The sequence below is a fragment of the Wolinella succinogenes DSM 1740 genome (assembly GCF_000196135.1).
Lineage (GTDB): Bacteria > Campylobacterota > Campylobacteria > Campylobacterales > Helicobacteraceae > Wolinella > Wolinella succinogenes.
Genome location: NC_005090.1, coordinates 1781352 through 1797741, shown reverse-complemented (window position 1 = coordinate 1797741; position 16390 = coordinate 1781352). Strand labels below are relative to the sequence as shown.

Here is a 16390-nt window from a genome sequence, read left to right as displayed (position 1 = left end):
GCCCTCAAGAGAATCTAGCGAAGTAGGCTTTGGGCGCGAGTGAGCGAGCCTTGGATGAAATTGGCCTCGCTCATTTCAAGGAGCTGGCCTTTGAATATCGTCTCATTGAGGAGATTATAGGCGGAGAGCTCTTTGCTTGAGGAGAAGCTTCGATCAAGCGAGAGCCAAAGCTCAGCTAGTTGTAGTGAAAAAATCTCCTTCTCTTCCTCTTCTGTGTTTACGCTTTGCCCAAGAGGAATGGAGTGGGCGTAGGTGGAGAGATTATGATTTTTGAGGGCTTGATTTTGGTTGGCTTGGGTGGCGCTTAGCTTGGCAAAGTCGATATGGTGAATCTCGCCCTCTGTGCCATCTAGCCGCTCAAATCCAGCACTTTTTCGCTGGATACCAAGGATATTGCCAGAACTTCCTTGCATCAATTTTTTGCTCTCTTTAGCGTTTAGATAGATCGCGCCAATCCCTGCTTCTCCCAGACCCATTAGCCTGGAGGTGCCATCCTCTTTGGGTGTCCAGATACGAAGGCTGGCGTAGATGGGGTCGTTTTTGTCGATCTTGCCATCTCCATTGAGGTCATAAAGCGCCAAATCGGCGAATCCATCACCACTTTGAGTGCCAAAGAGCTCGTTGCCATCGTTGATCACTCCATCGTTGTTCTTATCCAAGGCCAAGAATCCCGAACCTCGCTTGAGCGTGGAGATCTGATCAGGAGTGCCATCCGAATCAAGATCAAAAGAGAAACTCTTGTCTGAGAGCTCCGTGCCCACTCCAAGATAGTCAATCACCAAAGGATCAATCATCTTGACCTTCTCTGAGGGGGCTACTCCGATGGAATCGGGTCGGGTGGAGGTGTTTTGGTTGAGTTGCAGGGTTTGGATGAAGCTCTCCTGGAGGGTCACCTCGATATTCACCGAGACCTCTTTGTTGCCATCTTTGAGGACGCCTGAGAGCGAAAAGGAGAGGGAGCGATTCTCTATGGAGGCTAAAGAGAGGGTGGCGCCATCCTCGCCTTGGGTGAGGGAGAGACCTCGGTAAGAGCTCTGTGAAGTGCTTAGGGTTGCCTCAAAAGAGGAGCTTTGCGAGGTGCCTTGAGTGGGGGCTTTAAAGAGAGAATCAAACTCTTTTAAAATCTCATCTCTCACCTGAGAGATTCGACCCAAAACGGCGCTAAGAATCGTCTTTTCGACATTGAGGGTGCCTCCCTGCTCGACTTTAGAGGTGCTGGTGGCGCTCTGGGTGGCTTTGGGTGAAGGGGCGGGTGACTCGGGGCTAGTAGGGGTGCGTCCTTGCACGGGCTTTTGCAGCATCGCTTGGAGGGTAGACCAAGCGGAGGTCTGCACTGCGTTCAAACTCTCCATAGTTTTTCCTTATTTTTGTGGTGGTTAAACGAAACTACTATCGGCGGATTTAAAGGAGGGTTTAGGACAAAAGAGACAAAACCCTAAGAAGCCCCCAAAGGCCCCCAAGTTTTCGCTTTTATCCCAAAATCAGGGGTTTTTAGGGAGATCTTGGGCAATTCCTAAGATGAATCTCTGTGCCTCGGACTTGGAGGGGAAGGGGCGGAGGGTGAGCCTCTCTTTTCCGATCATCACCTCATACTCTTGGTTAGGCTCATGTTTCCCATAAGCGAGCGTGAGCGACCCCGCTAGCGCTCTATCAGGGAGGCTGGCCTCTTTGTCCAGAAGCGCGATGGGCCCCACCCAATCTTTGGGATGGATGAAATCCATGAGGGGATGGGGGCGTTCTAGCTTGCGATTCTCCTCTTGGTTTCGTGAGATCACCAGTCTGGCTCCCTCGGGCAGGATGAGATAGCGCCCATTTTTGACTAAAGCAATATCCTCCATCACGGGTTTTCGTCTTTGGGTGATATCTTTGAGTTTGAGGGCGACATGGCTATCGGTGAGCAGGCATCCACCTCCGGGCTTCTCAAAATAGACCCACCCGTAGCTTTTGGCCATCGCTAGCTGGCGATCCCTGCCTCGCCCGTGAATATCAAGGAGTTTTTCGCGATCCACCCATCCCCTCTCCTCTGCAAGGGTGGGTGGAAGAAGCTTGGCGGAGAGGGGACGGAGGATGAGCCCTTTGGTTTGAGTGAGATTTTCCACTTGGTGGAGAGCCTCGCGGCGCTGGCTTTTGGGGCGCTGGCCAATCACCTCGCCGCTGATAATAAAGCTCGCCCCCTCGCCCTCCAGGAGTCTTAGGGCATGGCGAAACATATTGGCGTGACAGTCGATACAGGGATTGAAGTATTTGCCATAACCATGCACGGGATTAAAAAGCACTTCATTGAAGAACTGCTCTTGGATGTCCAGCACTCTAAGCTCTACGCCAATCTGTGCAGTGGCGTTTTGGAGGTATTCGAGCTTGTCGCGATTGGCGCCAAAGCCGATGTTGAAGTGGAGTGCCACCACCTCAATTCCCATCTCTTGGATGAGCTTCATGCTCAAAAGACTATCCAAACCGCCGCTAAAGAGCGCCAAAGCTTTCATAAGGGACCAACCCTCCTTTTTCGAGTTTTTCTAAGTGGACGCGGATTTTGCCAAGCCAAAAGGCGCGAATCTTGAAATCAAGGCTCTTGTTGGCGGCGATCTCTTTGAGTTTTTTGCTATAGAAGTGGCGCAACATGAGGCGCAATTGCTCCTTGAGCACCGATTCTTCTAAGGGGTGGATTCGCTCTTGAAGGAGGATTCGAAGGAGTTTGGGGTGTTCAAACTCTCCCAGCTTTAAAAGCTCAAACTCCGCCTGATGGACGCCAAAGACCTCGCTATCAAGATATTCCAAGACAAACTCCAAAAGCCTTGGCTGCTCCAAAATGGTCTTAATAAGGCTCGCCTCTGCCAGCTCGCTGCCTCCTGCGCCGATTCCCTCTTTGGGGGGTGCGAGGGGGTGGCGAGGAGATTTGACCGTGCGAATGAGCGAAGCAGGAATCTTAAGCAACGAAGCAAGAAGGGGCTTATACTCCTCTTGGAGGAGGGGGGAGAGGGTGCGCAAAAACCCTCCGCACTCCTTGAGCGCAGCCTCTTTTTGGAGGGGTGAGCTGAGGTCATACGATTCAACACTCTTTTGGAGCACGAATTCGACAAAAGGAGTGGGGCGTAAAAAGAGGCGATTGAGCTCCTCGATTCTCTTTTGGGCGACCATATCCGCTGGATCAAGCCCCCCGCTAAAGAGCACCACTCCCCCCTCTTTCCCGTGGTTTGCGAGCAGGCGAGAGGCTTTGAGCGCAGCGGCGATTCCTGCTTTGTCGCCATCATAGGAGAGGAGAATCTTGGGTTCGCCCTTGGAGAGGAGGGGGAGATGATCAAGCGTGAGAGCCGTGCCAAGGGTTGCCACCGCATAGGAGAATCCCGCCTGATGGAGCAAAATCACATCTAGATAGCCTTCAGTGACGATGATTTTGCCCTCTTTGAGAATCGCCTCTTTGGCGAGGGGATAGCCATAGAGGAGCTTGGATTTGTTGAAGAGCTTGGTTTGGGGGGAGTTGATGTATTTGGCGGGATGATTTCCCATGGTTCGACCGCCAAAGCCCACCAATTTGCGGTTAGGAGCATAGATGGGAAAAGTGAGTCGATCGATGAATCGGGCATAGAGCCGACCATTCTCCTCGGCGAGCGCCCCCAGCTCTAGAGCTTCGTTTTGAGAGAAGAATCCCCCTTCTAAGAATCGCAAGGTCTCCGACGAGGCGGGAGCGTAGCCAATTTCGAATCTCTCGATCATGTTGGTGTGTACGCTTCGGCTTTTCAGATACTCTAGAGCGTTTGGTTCGCTCTCTAGGCGTTTTTGATAGAAGCTAGAGAGCTTCTCTAGGAGGGAGCTTTTAGGGGCATTGGAGGCGACATCGGTGTAGGAGAGGGAGACATTGTAGAGTCCAGCGATCTTCTCAATGGCTTCGGGGTAGGTGAGCTTCTCATACTCCATGACAAACTTGATCGCATCACCGCTGGCTCCACATCCAAAACAGTGGTAGAATCCCTTCTGCGGATGGATGATGAGACTAGGGGTTTTTTCGCCATGAAAAGGGCATAGAGCCTTGAAGCTTGCGCCGCTTTTGGTGAGCTCTAGATAGGAGCCGACCACATCAGCGATGTCGATCATCTGCTTGAGTCGTTCAATGGATTCTTCGGTAATCATGGGGAGGATTCTACTCTATCCTCTCTATTACCCAGCTTTTATCATCCTCTTGCTATAATTCCTCGAAAACCCAAGAAGAAGCAAACCTATGGGCGAACTATTCATCGAACATCGTGACCCCCTCTTTGGCATCATCATCCTCATACTGCTCATCGCCGTGATCTTTTTGGTGACCTACTTTTGGAATCTTCGTGCCCAAAGAAGAAGAGAACAGTCCCTCAAAAAATTCTCCCAACTTTTTGACCATTCTAGTGTGGATAAGGATGCTAAGGCGCTCTTTGAGAGAGGGGCAGACTTTGGTGCTACGCTTGGATTTCTAGCCGAGACCTATAGCAAGGCAGGCGAGTATGACAAGGCGATTAAAATCTACCTCGCGATGCTAGAGCAGACCCAAGAAAGCGGCGAGAAGCTGCTTCTTTTGGAATCGCTGGGGGAGACCTACTTTAAGGCGGGATTCTTGGAGCGCGCCAAGAAGATATTCCTTGAGGTGCTCAAAAACGCCCCCCGAAATCCCAAGGCGCTTTTTTGGCTCATGCAGGCCTGCGAGAATCTAGGGCAATTTGATGAGGCACTAGAGGCACTAGATTGCCTCTTGGAGCTAGGAGAGAAGAGTGAGCGCGTGAAATTCAATCACGCCTATTTGAGCGCTAAAAGAGTGCTGGCTGACCCTTTTCTTCCTCTGGAGAGCAAGCGCGAAGAGCTGCTTGAGCTTCTCCAAAATGAGCCTCGTCTCTTTCGTGTGGTGCTTGGGCATCTAAAGAGTTTTGAGTTGCCGCTCTTTTGGAAGAAGATTGTGGGGAGCGACTACTCTTTGGAGGTGATGGATTGGCTCTGGAATATCCCTTGGGAGAGCATCCCTTTTGATATAATTTCAAAGGACAAGAATCTCATGGATATCTATCGTGCCAAGGGCTATGTAAAGGACGCGGAGGCGTGTGAGAAGTTTGAGTTGGAGGTGTTAAGGGTGATGAATCTTCACTCCTCCAAGAAGGCCGATCTTAGCTTTGAGTATCGCTGCCACGCCTGCAAGAGTCTTTTCCCTGTGGAGTTTGAGCGTTGCCCCTCTTGTGGTGAGCTTTTGAGCGGGAGCCTTATCCTTAAAATTCGCAAGAGTCGAAATGAAACGAATCTCTCTTTTCTGTGATGGTTCCTCATTGGGGAATCCAGGACCAGGCGGCTATTGCGGAATCCTTCGCTATGGAGAGAAGGAGAGAATCATCAAAGGAGGGGAGAGGGAGACCACCAACAATCGCATGGAATTAAAAGCAGTCATTGAATCGCTTAAGGTACTCAAGGAGCCTTGTGTGGTGGAGTTGGTGAGCGATTCTTCTTATGTGGTAAGGGGGATTAATGAGTGGCTCTTGGGCTGGGTGAAAAAGGAGTTTGCCAAGGTGAAAAATCCTGACCTTTGGCGCGAATATCTGGAGGTCTCCAAGCCTCACCAGGTCAAAGCGATTTGGGTGCGCGGGCACAATGGACACGAAGAGAACGAGAGGTGCGATGAGATCGCTAAGAGTGAAGCCCAAAAGCAACGATAAGGACATCCGTGGAGAGTATTGAAGAGTTTGAGAAGAGATTGGGATATCGTTTCCAAAACAAAAATCTGCTCATTGAAGCCCTGACCCACAAAAGCTATAAAAAACCCTACAACAACGAACGCCTAGAGTTCTTGGGGGATGCGGTCTTGGATTTGGTGATTGGCGAGTTTTTGTTTTTGAAATTTCCCAAAGCCGATGAGGGAGAGCTCTCCAAAATGCGCGCCTCGCTGGTGAATGAGAAGGGCTTTGCTAAGCTTGCAGAGCGAGTCTCTTTGGGGCGTCATATCTTTATCTCCAACGCCGAAGAGAATAACAAGGGGCGTGAGAAGCCCTCTTTGCTCTCCAATGCCTTTGAGGCGACTATGGGGGCAATCTATCTTGAGACGGGACTCTCTGTGGTGCGCGAGGTCGTCCATCGCCTCTTGGATGAGGTTTATCCAAAAATTGATCTTGGTTCGCTTTTTAGGGATTACAAAACCGCCCTCCAAGAGCTCACTCAGGCCAAATTTGGCGAGACTCCAGAGTATGTGATTCTTGGCTCTAGCGGGCCTGATCACAAAAAAGAGTTTGAAGTGGCGGTCTGTGTGCTAGGGAGCGAATACGCCAGAGCATGCGGGAGCAGCAAAAAAGAGGCACAGCAAGAGGCGGCAAGAATTGCCTTAGAGATTTTCCATCGCAAAGAGAAAGAGGCCAAAGAGAGCGCCTTGAAAGGAAAGAGTGAATGAATCGGCTGGGCGAGCTTTGGGTGCTAACCACCTTTGGAGAGTCGCATGGTGCGGGGATTGGGTGCGTGCTAGATGGCGTGCCTGCGGGGCTTAGAGTGGATGAGGAGTTTTTGAACCTCGAACTCTCCCGCCGCCGACCCGGACAGAGTCTCTACTCCACGCCGAGAAAAGAATCCGATAGGGTGGAGATTCTAAGTGGAGTGATGGAGGGATTCACCACAGGAACGCCACTGGCGATGTTTATTCCTAATGAAAATCAAAAGAGCAGTGACTATGAATCGATTCGCTCGATCTTTCGCCCTGGGCATGCCGATTTTACCTATCACTACAAATATGGGCTGAGAGATCATCGCGGAGGCGGAAGAAGCAGTGCGCGAGAGACCGCCGCAAGAGTGGCGGGTGGAGCGGTGGCGAAGATGTTTTTGAAGGAGCTTGGAATCTCCATCTTTTCGGGGGTTTTTCAGGTAGGAGAGCACACAAGCGATGTGCGTGACTTTGCCCATGCGAGAAAGAGCGTAGTGAACGCCTTAGATCCCCTCATGGAGGAGCTTTTCAAAGAGGAGATAGAGAAGGCCAGAGGAGCGCATGATTCTATTGGCGGAGCGATTGAGGTGAGGGCCAAGGGGATGCCTATTGGTCTTGGGGAGCCGCTCTATCACAAGCTTGATGGGGCGCTTGGAGGCGCTTTGATGGGGCTTAATGCGGTCAAGGCGGTGGAGATTGGCGAGGGTTTGAGTGCAGCTAGGCTTAAGGGGAGCGAGAACAACGATCCTCTTCGTCTTGAAGGCTTTAAGAGCAATCACGCTGGAGGGATTTTGGGAGGAATCAGCAATGGATCAGAGCTGGTGGCACGAGTCTATTTCAAGCCTACCCCCTCGATCTTTTTGCCCCAAGAGACCCTCAATGAAGAGGGCGATGAGGTGATCTGTGCGCTCAAAGGGCGACATGATCCTTGCGTGGCGATTCGCGGAGGCGTGGTGTGCGAGGCGCTCGTGGCGCTTGTGTTGGCGGATATGGCTCTGCTTAGGCTGGGGAACCGCCTACAAGATGTGAAAGAATTTTATGGAAAGGGAAGATAGATGATAACACTCAAACAAGCGATGGAGCTAGCTCCTCAGGCACTTAGCGAAATCAAAACAGAGATTAGAAAAAAGGTGAGCGAAAGTAGCTTGAATGCCTATGTGGGTGAGATTCGAGATAGCCTAGAGGGCGGGATTCCCATCCTTGTGAAAGACAATATCAATGTCAAAGGGAGCGAGCTCACTTGCGGAAGCAAAATCTTAGAGGGTTATGTCGCCCCCTACAACGCCACGGTCATCGAGAAACTCCACGCCCAAGGGATGAGTGCCTTTGGTCGCTCCAATATGGACGAGTTTGCCATGGGGAGCACCACGGAGAGCAGTGCGCATGGCAAGACACTCAACCCCGTTGATTCCTCTAGGGTGCCTGGGGGTAGTAGCGGAGGGAGCGCGAGTGCGGTGGCAGGTGGATTGGCGATCGCTGCTTTGGGAAGTGATACGGGCGGCTCCATCCGCCAGCCAGCCGCTTTTTGTGGATGCGTGGGGCTCAAGCCCACCTATGGACGCGTGAGTCGATATGGCTTGGTGGCCTATGCCTCTAGCTTGGATCAGATTGGACCCATCACCCAAAATGTCGAAGATGCGGCGATTCTCTTTGATGCAATTTCAGGACATGATGGGCGTGATAGCACGAGTGCCTCCTTGGCACCCACCCAGACGCACAAGGCGCTAGACGCTAACAAAAAACAGACCATCGCCATCTTACCAGACCTTCTTAAAGAGGCCTCCAAGCCCATTCAAGAGGCCTATTTTGAGACGGTGAAGATTTTAGAGAGCGAGGGGCATAAAATCGTTGAAAAGAGTATGCTCAACACTGCCTATCACATCTCCGCCTATTATGTGCTATGCACCGCTGAGGCAAGCTCTAACTTGGCGCGTTTTGATGGGGTGCGCTATGGTCGGAGGGCTGAGGCACAAAACCTTAAAGAGCTCTACATCAAAAGCCGCACCGAGGGCTTTGGCGAAGAGGTGAAGCGGCGAATCCTGCTGGGAAGCTTTGTTCTTAGCAGTGGCTACTATGATGCCTACTATCTCAAAGCCCAAAAGGTGCGGCACCTCATCAAGAATCAATATGATGAGATTTTCAAAGATTGCGATCTTGTGCTAAGCCCTGTTGCCCCCACGGTTGCGCCAAAGTTTGGAAGCACAAGCACGCCTTTGGAGATGTATTTGGGCGACATCTACACTATTAGCATCAACCTCGCAGGTCTTCCCGCGCTCTCTTTGCCTGTGGGCAAGAGTGAGGAGGGGCTACCTGTAGGGATGCAACTCATTGGAAAGGCATTTGGTGAGCAGAGCGTGCTAGATGGAGCCCTCTCATTGGAGCGAGCCATCGGCTTTGCGCTGTAAAAGTATCAATTTAATTTAACCTTAAAGGAGGAACGCGGCGATGAAGATTAGAAAAAGAGCCCTAACATTTGAAGATGTACTGTTGATACCTAAGTATTCCGAAGTTTTACCCAAGGAGGTGAACCTCTCCTCCAAGCTCACCCGACATATTGACCTCAACGCTCCCATTATCTCCGCCGCGATGGACACAGTCACGGAGTATCGTGCCGCCATTGCCATGGCGCGTCTTGGGGGGATTGGTGTGATCCACAAAAATATGGATATTGAGGCTCAGGTGGAGCAGGTGAAAAAGGTTAAAAAGAGTGAGAGCGGAGTGATTATCGACCCTATCTATATCAGCCCTGAAAACACCCTCGCCCAAGCTAAAGCCCTCACGGATAACTACAAAATCTCAGGTGTTCCCGTGGTGGACAAGGAGGGGATACTGATTGGAATCCTCACCAATCGAGATGTTCGATTCGAGACGGACTTAAGCCGCTTGGTGGGCGAAGTGATGACCAAAGCTCCTCTGATTGTAGGCAAAGTGGGCACAAGCCTTGAAGAGGCACGAGAGATCATGCACCAGCATAAAATCGAAAAGCTTCCCATCGTGAATGAAAAGGGAATCCTCAAAGGACTTATCACAATTAAAGATATTCAAAAGAGGATCGAATACCCCAACTCCAATAAAGATGATTTTGGTCGTCTTCGTGTGGCCGCAGCGATTGGGGTGAATCAGCTTGATCGCGCCAAGGCGCTTGTGGATGCGGGTGTGGATGTGCTAGTGCTAGATAGTGCGCATGGACACTCCAAGGGAATCATCGAAACCGTGAAGAAGGTCAAGGAGCAGTTGGTCGTGGATATTATCGCGGGCAACATCGCTACAGCTGAGGCTGCAGAGGCGCTTATTGCGGCGGGTGCGGATGGCATCAAGGTAGGGATTGGGCCAGGAAGTATCTGCACCACGAGAATCGTTGCAGGCGTAGGTGTTCCTCAGGTGAGCGCGATTGATGAGGTGGCGCAGGTGGCCAAAAAACATGGCGTGCCCGTGTGCGCCGATGGGGGAATCAAATACTCCGGTGATGTGGCCAAGGCCTTGGCGGTGGGAGCGAGCTCGGTGATGATTGGGAGCTTGCTTGCAGGGACTGAAGAATCTCCTGGTGACATGGTGATCTTCCAAGGGCGACAGTACAAATCCTATCGAGGCATGGGAAGCATTGGCGCGATGAACAAAGGGAGCACGGATCGCTACTTCCAAGAGGGAACCGCGGCGGATAAGCTTGTGCCAGAGGGAATCGAGGGAAGAGTTCCTTATCGGGGCAAAATGGGAGATGTGATTCATCAGATGCTAGGGGGGCTTCGTGCCTCCATGGGCTACCTTGGAGCCAAAGATATTCCCACGCTTTGGGAGCAGGCAGAGTTTGTAGAGATCACCTCAGCAGGCCTTAGAGAATCGCACGTCCATGATGTGGTGATCACTCAAGAAGCCCCCAATTATCACGTTTAATCCATCACTGTAAGGAGGGAAGAGATGCATCCAAAGACGCTCGCGATTCAGGCGGGATATGAGAAGGGAAAAGGGGAGAAGAGCATCGCAGTGCCGATCTATCAAACCACCGCCTATAAGTTTGATGACACCGAGCATGGGGCGAATCTCTTTGACCTCAAAGAGCTTGGCAACATCTACACTCGCATCATGAATCCCACTACAGATGTTCTAGAGAAGCGCGTGGCGCTTCTTGAGGGCGGAGTGGCGGCTTTGGCAAGTGCGAGCGGGATGGCGTCGATCTTTTATGCAGTAGCGAATCTCGCCCAAAGCGGAGAGAATATCATCGCCACCACTCAGCTCTATGGCGGAACGCTCAATCAATTTACCCACACGCTCTCCCGCTTTGGAATCGAGGTGCGCTTCTTTGATGGGAATCACCCCCAAGAGGCGCGAGCGCTGATTGATTCAAAGAGCCGCGCCCTCTTTTTTGAATCGCTCACCAACCCAAGCATTGATGTGCCCGAGATTGACACTCTGGCAAAAATCGCGGATGAGTATGGAATCGTCTCAATTGTGGATAACACCGTGGCCACTCCCGCGATCTGCCGACCCATTGAGCATGGGGTGGATGTGGTGGTGCACTCCGCCTCTAAATATATGGGCGGGCAAGGGCTAGCCATCGGAGGAGTTTTGGTGGAGAGCGCCAGAGTCGCGGAGAAGCTACGAGGGAATCCTCGCTATCCGCACTTCAATACTCCCGATCCTAGCTATCATGGACTAGTTTATGCAAGCGCTCCTCTACCTCCTTTTGTGTTAAGGGCGAGGCTCGCACTTCTTCGAGATATTGGTGCGACGCTCTCTCCTTTTGATTCTTGGCTCTTCATCCAAGGAATCGAGACCTTGAGCGTGCGCATGAGAGAACACTCTTTGAGCGCCATGAAGATCGCACACTACCTCCAAAATCACCCCAAAGTTCAAGCGGTCTATTATCCCGGCCTAGAGAGCGACAAGAATCACGCCAATGCGGTGAAATATTTTGATGAGGGGATGTTTAGCGGATTGCTAAGCTTTGAAGTGGGAGATTTTGAACTCGCCCAAAAGATCGCTGATAGCGTGAAAATCTTCACGCTTGCCACCAATATCGGTGACACCAAATCGATCATCACCCACTCAGCCAGCACCACTCATCGCCAAGTCTCCGCGGAGGGACTTAAAAAAGCAGGCGTGACACCGGGGCTTGTGCGTCTTAGTATTGGACTAGAGGATTATCGAGATTTGATTGAGGATTTGGCACAGGCCATTGATGGATAGCCAAGGAGAGAGCAAAAAATAGTGGAAATCTCAACCCAAACCCAGCGCTTCACCAACCCTCTCTATCTGGAGAGTGGGCGAATCATTGAGCCTTATGAGCTCATTTATGAGACCTATGGGGAGCTTAATGAACAGAAGAGCAATGTGGTCGTCATCACCCATGCCCTCTCAGGCTCGCACCATGCGGCGGGGTTTTATGAGGGGGATAAGAAGCCTGGTTGGTGGGATAGTCTCATTGGCGAGGGTAAAAGCGTGGATACAAGCCGATACTTTGTCATCTGTGTCAATGTGATTGGGAGTTGTTTTGGCTCTACAGGCCCTATGTCTCCGATGTATCCAAGTCTTAATCCCTATCGATTCCGATTCCCCGTGGTGACGATTCGAGACATGGTTCGGGCGCAAAAGATTCTCTTTGGGATGCTAGGGATTGATCGTGTTAAGGCGATCATCGGGGGGAGTATGGGAGGAATGCAGGCGTTAGTCTTTGCCGTCGATTACCCCAACTTTGCGGAGCACATCATCCCCATGGCGACCACGCACGCCACTAGGCCTGCCGTGATTGCTGCGAACAAAATCATGTCAGAGGCGATTCGGAGCGACCCTGCTTTTAGAGAGGGTAATTATGATCCCCGAAAAATTCAAGAAGAGGGGTGCGCAGGGCTCTCGGTGGCTAGGATGCTTGGCTTCATGCACTACCTCTCCCCTAGGGCAATGGAGCAGAAGTTTGGGCGTAACTATGTCCAAAATGACGGTCTTTACGAGCTTTTTGGGCGTTTTGAAGTGGAGCGCTATTTGGAATATAATGGCTACAATTTTCCCAAATATTTTGACCCGTTGAGCTATCTTTATATCATTAAAGCCATCAGTATTTTTGATCTCTCTTTCGGGTTTGATTCCTTGGCAGAGGCGTTAGAGCGGGTCAAGAGCCATCTCCATCTCATCCCTTTTAGTGGAGATAGGATGTTTTTTTCCGAAGAGATGGGGGAGATTGAGCAGGCCATGAGAGAAGCGGGAAAAGGTCATTTGTGCTCCTTGTATGAGGTGGAGAGTGACTACGGGCATGACAGTTTTTTGGTTGAAGTGGAAAAGTATGGCGATTATGTTCGAGAAATCTTGAGCTAAAGGAGAGTGGATGGAGAAATTTGAGACCAAGATAGAAAAGGCCAAAGCCATCTTGGAGCGTCTCTTGGAGCCTGATGTGAGCCTAGAGGAGAGCTTGAAGCTCTACAAAGAGGGGGCGGGAAGCCTCAAGGAGGCGCAAAAGATGCTCGAAGAGGCGAAGCTTCTTTATGAGGAGATGCAAGAGAAGAACACCCAAGAGGAGCCCTCATGAAAGTCGCCGCGCTTCAGCTAGGCTCTATGGCCTTGGGAGATGCCAAACTTGACTATTATTGGAGAATATGCGCCTCCAAAGGAGTGAAGATTCTTCTTTTGGGCGAGTATGTGCTCAATCTTTTTTTCAAAGAGATTGAGAATCTCCCCTCTAATATGGTGGCAGAGCAGAGCGAGCGCCATCTAGAGAGCATCCGCGAGTTTTCTAAAATCTACTCCACGATTCTCATCGCACCTCTGGTGATTTTTAAAAAAGGCAAGCTTTATAAGAGCCTAGTGATCGCCTCTAAGGGGGAGGTGCAGTTTTATCATCAGCAACGACTGATTCCTTTTGATCACTGGAATGAGGCACGCTTTTTTGCCAATAGCCTGCCCAAAAGCCCGAAAAATCCTCCCGTTTTTGAGATCGATGGAATCAAGATTGCACCCCTTTTTGGCTATGAAGCTCACTTTGATGAGTTTTGGCTCAAATTCAAGCGCCTTGATGTTGATCTTGCCCTCATCCCCTCTGCCTCTACTTTTGATTCGCTCAATCGTTGGCGAGAGATGCTCAAAACACGCGCTTTTTTGAATAGTTGTTATATTTTGCGCGCCAATAGGGTGGGTGAGTATCAGATGGAGAGCTCCACTTGGAAATTCTACGGGGACACCCTTTGGGTGAAGCCCAATGGCGAAATTGAGGATAGCCTAGGAGAGAAAGAGGAGCTTTTGCTTGGAGAGCTGGATCAAGGCTATTTAGAGGAGATTCGGCGGAGCTGGGCTTTTCGATAACGACCATAAAAATAATTAAATATTAATAAAATCATGGGTATAATGCAACCCTTTTGATAGGCCTATGATCTTCATGAAAACCGATTGCTTTATCAATGAATATACCCATGCTTCTAGATAGGAGTTTTGCCGCATGTCCGCCAAAAATTTAACCCAAGAGCTTGAGAATCTGTTCAAGAAATCGGAAGCCAAATACGTTTCCTATGAAAAAATTGTCCAGACCTTCCCCAAGCCACCGACGGCCGCGCAAGCCAAGAAGGTGCATGAGCTCTCTGTCAAATATGACAAGATGCTCCTTAGTGCCTCAGAGGTCGCTAAGCTTCTCAATCGCGAAGAAGAGAAGAAAATTGAAGATGAGAAGAAACGGCTCCTAGATGAGGAGCTAGAGGATGAGTTTGACTTCATGAAGGAGCGCGAGCTTTTAGAGTGGAGTCGGAGTGATAGCCCTGTGCGGATGTATCTGCGCGAAATGGGACAAATCCCTCTTCTCACCAAGGATGAGGAGATTGAGCTCTCCAAGAATATTGAGCTGGGCGAAAACATCATCCTGGATGCGATCTGCTCTGTCCCCTACCTAATTGACTTTATTTTGGACTACAAAGAGGCGCTTATCAATCGTGAACGCCGCGTCAAAGAGCTCTTTAAGAGTTTTGAAGATGAAGAGGGCGGTGAAGAAGAGGAAGATGAAGAGGTCGAAGAAGAGGCTGATGAAGAGGGCGAGGAGAGCAAAAAGCCCATCAGCAAAAAAGATCAAAAGCGCGTGGAAAAAGTGCTCGTGAGTTTCAAGGCGCTAGAGAAGGCTAAAAAAGATTGGCTCAAAACCCTAGAAGGAGGGGCTGCGCAAGAGGAGGAGGGAGAGTTTGTAGAGCTCTTGCACCTGCTCACGCTCGCCTATAAAAAGCAGACTCTCAAAGAGCGACTCCTTGATCTTGGACCCACCAGCAAACTGATCAATGAGCTCGTCAAGGCGATGGAAAACACCCTTCGCAATGATGAGGGCTTTGATCGAGAGTTAAAGCGTCTTGAATACAAGCTCCCCCTCTTTAATGAGACCCTTTTAGAGAATCACCAAAAGATTCTAGAAAACATCACTGAAATGAGCAAAAATGACATTGCTAGCGCTGTGCCTGAAGCGACCATGGTCTCCACCTATATGGAGATCAAGAAGCTCTTTCAGACCAAGCAGGCAAGTGAAGAGAGCTTTGATTTAGAGCCTGAAAAGCTCAAAGAGATATTGGAACAGATCAAGCGAGGTAAGGATATTGCCGACAAAGCCAAGACCAAGATGGCCAAGTCCAACCTTCGTCTAGTGGTCTCCATTGCCAAGCGATACACCAACCGCGGCCTACCGTTTCTTGATCTTATTCAAGAGGGCAACATTGGCCTCATGAAGGCAGTCGATAAGTTCGAGTATAAAAAAGGCTATAAGTTCTCGACCTATGCAACTTGGTGGATTCGCCAAGCGATTTCACGAGCCATTGCCGATCAGGCGCGCACCATTCGGATTCCTATCCATATGATTGAGACGATCAACCGAATCAATAAAATCATCCGCAAATACCTCCAAGAGGAGGGCAAAGAGCCTGATGTGGAGACCATCTCCGAAGAGGTAGGTTTGCCTGTGGATAAGGTGAAGAATGTGATCAAAATCACCAAGGAACCCATCAGCCTTGAGGCACCCATCGGGAGTGATGAAGATGGGAAGTTTGGGGATTTTGTCGAGGACAAGAGCTCTGTTGGTCCCATGGATCATATTCTCAAAGAGGATCTTAAGACGCAGATTGATGAGGTGCTAGATCAGCTCAATGAGCGTGAGAAGGCAGTCATTCGGATGCGATTTGGATTGCTTGAAGATGAATCCGATCGCACTCTAGAAGAGATTGGCAAAGAGCTCAATGTCACTAGAGAGCGCGTCAGACAGATTGAGAGTAGCGCCATCAAAAAGCTCAAGCACCCCAAAGTGGGACGAAAGCTCAAGAACTACATCGAAGATTGATCGATGACCTTTTTAGAGCGCTGGATCGAGCACGACTACAACCCTTTCGTTCTCTTTGATAGCGCGGGTCATGTGAAGATGGCCAACCAAGAGGGGCAGAAGGTGATCACCAAGATCCCTCCTAAGGCGATCTTTGACCTAGCGGTTGACTATGCCTCTAAAACTCCTGGATTTTGCACCCATCTCATGGAGATCGACTTGGGGCGTTTTCGATTCTTTGGGATGAGCATCGGATATGAGAGCGATGAAGAGATTGGAATCAGGCTCTATCGCGAGGCTCATAAGAGCATTCCGCTTGCGCAAGGGGCACAAAAAAAGCTGGTGAATATCTATGTGCTCATTGACCTCATCCTCTCTTCTATCTCAGCTAAAACTAAAGCCAAATTTTCCCGTGAGTTTGATCCCAGCGTTCCCGATTTTTATGTGGATGTGGATGGATTCTTAAAGGTGGTTCGCAAGGGGTATGAGATGCTGCTCTTCTCCTCTCGCATCACCACTAAGGTCTCAGTGGCGGTGGGAGAGTTTGTGGTGGTGAATGAGGCACGATATCCCATCTTGCGCCTTGAGCTCAGCGGAGAGGATTTTCGACCCGACAAAGAGGCGTTGGAGTTTATCAAGCGAAGTGCCGTGGCGGGGATCGAAGTGCGAGAAAAGGGGTTGGTCTTTTCCCTTTCGATGGCCTTTAGCGGCTAGAG

The 16390-nt window shown here is 50.4% G+C and carries 15 protein-coding genes; 12 read left to right on the top strand and 3 right to left on the bottom strand.

The window, feature by feature from the left end; genetic code table 11:
* Positions 1 to 14 precede the first annotated feature (14 nt).
* The 3 genes from WS_RS10750 to dnaG all read right to left on the bottom strand — a co-directional run bounded on the left by WS_RS10750 (position 15) and on the right by dnaG (position 4125).
* The gene (locus WS_RS10750) at positions 15 to 1352 is read right to left on the bottom strand and encodes a VCBS repeat-containing protein (protein WP_011139696.1); all 1338 of its coding nucleotides are present in this window, start codon (positions 1350 to 1352) and stop codon (positions 15 to 17) included.
* A 129-nt stretch (positions 1353 to 1481) separates the two neighbouring features.
* A complete protein-coding gene (locus WS_RS08940) occupies positions 1482 to 2483 on the bottom strand; it encodes an argininosuccinate synthase domain-containing protein (RefSeq protein WP_011139695.1) in 1002 nt (333 codons plus the stop codon).
* Positions 2461 to 4125, bottom strand: coding sequence for a DNA primase (gene dnaG / locus WS_RS08935; RefSeq protein ID WP_011139694.1), 1665 nt, complete (start codon positions 4123 to 4125; stop codon positions 2461 to 2463). Before dnaG ends, WS_RS08940 begins: the two co-directional genes overlap by 23 nt.
* An 88-nt stretch (positions 4126 to 4213) precedes the next feature.
* Here dnaG and WS_RS08930 point away from each other — a divergent pair, with 88 nt between their 5' ends.
* From WS_RS08930 to WS_RS08875, 12 genes are all read left to right on the top strand, one after another.
* Entirely contained in the window at positions 4214 to 5269 is a 1056-nt protein-coding gene (locus WS_RS08930) for a tetratricopeptide repeat protein (RefSeq protein ID WP_011139693.1), read from the top strand.
* Positions 5244 to 5663 (top strand): ribonuclease HI, encoded by a 420-nt coding sequence (gene rnhA, locus WS_RS08925; RefSeq protein WP_011139692.1) that lies wholly within the window; start codon positions 5244 to 5246, stop codon positions 5661 to 5663. The genes WS_RS08930 and rnhA overlap by 26 nt, the downstream gene beginning before the upstream one ends.
* An 8-nt stretch (positions 5664 to 5671) precedes the next feature.
* Positions 5672 to 6388, top strand: a complete 717-nt coding sequence (rnc, locus tag WS_RS08920; RefSeq protein ID WP_011139691.1) for a ribonuclease III — start codon at positions 5672 to 5674, stop codon at positions 6386 to 6388.
* Positions 6385 to 7467 (top strand): chorismate synthase, encoded by a 1083-nt coding sequence (gene aroC, locus WS_RS08915; RefSeq protein ID WP_011139690.1) that lies wholly within the window; start codon positions 6385 to 6387, stop codon positions 7465 to 7467. The genes rnc and aroC overlap by 4 nt, the downstream gene beginning before the upstream one ends.
* The gene (gatA, locus tag WS_RS08910; protein ID WP_011139689.1) at positions 7468 to 8817 is read left to right on the top strand and encodes an Asp-tRNA(Asn)/Glu-tRNA(Gln) amidotransferase subunit GatA; all 1350 of its coding nucleotides are present in this window, start codon (positions 7468 to 7470) and stop codon (positions 8815 to 8817) included. It abuts the gene before it with no gap.
* Positions 8818 to 8857: 40 nt separating this feature from the next.
* Complete coding sequence (guaB, locus tag WS_RS08905; RefSeq protein WP_011139688.1) at positions 8858 to 10303, top strand: IMP dehydrogenase; 1446 nt, start codon at positions 8858 to 8860, stop codon at positions 10301 to 10303.
* Between the two features lie 24 nt (positions 10304 to 10327).
* Positions 10328 to 11596, top strand: a complete 1269-nt coding sequence (locus WS_RS08900) for an O-acetylhomoserine aminocarboxypropyltransferase/cysteine synthase family protein (protein ID WP_011139687.1) — start codon at positions 10328 to 10330, stop codon at positions 11594 to 11596.
* Positions 11597 to 11617: 21 nt separating this feature from the next.
* On the top strand, positions 11618 to 12718 hold the full coding sequence (metX, locus tag WS_RS08895) for a homoserine O-acetyltransferase MetX (protein ID WP_011139686.1): 1101 nt from the start codon (positions 11618 to 11620) through the stop codon (positions 12716 to 12718).
* Between the two features lie 10 nt (positions 12719 to 12728).
* On the top strand, positions 12729 to 12929 hold the full coding sequence (gene xseB, locus WS_RS08890; RefSeq protein ID WP_011139685.1) for an exodeoxyribonuclease VII small subunit: 201 nt from the start codon (positions 12729 to 12731) through the stop codon (positions 12927 to 12929).
* Positions 12926 to 13699 carry a carbon-nitrogen hydrolase family protein gene (locus tag WS_RS08885; protein WP_011139684.1) on the top strand — a complete coding sequence of 258 codons (774 nt, stop codon included), beginning with the start codon at positions 12926 to 12928 and terminating at the stop codon, positions 13697 to 13699. The genes xseB and WS_RS08885 overlap by 4 nt, the downstream gene beginning before the upstream one ends.
* 133 nt (positions 13700 to 13832) lie before the next feature.
* Positions 13833 to 15695, top strand: coding sequence for an RNA polymerase sigma factor RpoD (gene rpoD / locus WS_RS08880; protein ID WP_011139683.1), 1863 nt, complete (start codon positions 13833 to 13835; stop codon positions 15693 to 15695).
* A 3-nt stretch (positions 15696 to 15698) separates the two neighbouring features.
* The gene (locus WS_RS08875) at positions 15699 to 16388 is read left to right on the top strand and encodes a hypothetical protein (RefSeq protein WP_011139682.1); all 690 of its coding nucleotides are present in this window, start codon (positions 15699 to 15701) and stop codon (positions 16386 to 16388) included.
* Positions 16389 to 16390: the final 2 nt, after the last annotated feature.

Coding starts and splice junctions, on each gene's coding strand:
- WS_RS08930 (WP_011139693.1), top strand. CDS start 4,214: ATGGGCGAACTATTCATCGAACATCGTGACCCCCTCTTTGGCATCATC.
- rpoD (WP_011139683.1), top strand. CDS start 13,833: ATGTCCGCCAAAAATTTAACCCAAGAGCTTGAGAATCTGTTCAAGAAA.
- aroC (WP_011139690.1), top strand. CDS start 6,385: ATGAATCGGCTGGGCGAGCTTTGGGTGCTAACCACCTTTGGAGAGTCG.
- rnhA (WP_011139692.1), top strand. CDS start 5,244: ATGAAACGAATCTCTCTTTTCTGTGATGGTTCCTCATTGGGGAATCCA.
- WS_RS08875 (WP_011139682.1), top strand. CDS start 15,699: ATGACCTTTTTAGAGCGCTGGATCGAGCACGACTACAACCCTTTCGTT.
- xseB (WP_011139685.1), top strand. CDS start 12,729: ATGGAGAAATTTGAGACCAAGATAGAAAAGGCCAAAGCCATCTTGGAG.
- WS_RS08940 (WP_011139695.1), bottom strand. CDS start 2,483: ATGAAAGCTTTGGCGCTCTTTAGCGGCGGTTTGGATAGTCTTTTGAGC.
- WS_RS08885 (WP_011139684.1), top strand. CDS start 12,926: ATGAAAGTCGCCGCGCTTCAGCTAGGCTCTATGGCCTTGGGAGATGCC.
- WS_RS08900 (WP_011139687.1), top strand. CDS start 10,328: ATGCATCCAAAGACGCTCGCGATTCAGGCGGGATATGAGAAGGGAAAA.
- WS_RS10750 (WP_011139696.1), bottom strand. CDS start 1,352: ATGGAGAGTTTGAACGCAGTGCAGACCTCCGCTTGGTCTACCCTCCAA.
- gatA (WP_011139689.1), top strand. CDS start 7,468: ATGATAACACTCAAACAAGCGATGGAGCTAGCTCCTCAGGCACTTAGC.
- dnaG (WP_011139694.1), bottom strand. CDS start 4,125: ATGATTACCGAAGAATCCATTGAACGACTCAAGCAGATGATCGACATC.
- guaB (WP_011139688.1), top strand. CDS start 8,858: ATGAAGATTAGAAAAAGAGCCCTAACATTTGAAGATGTACTGTTGATA.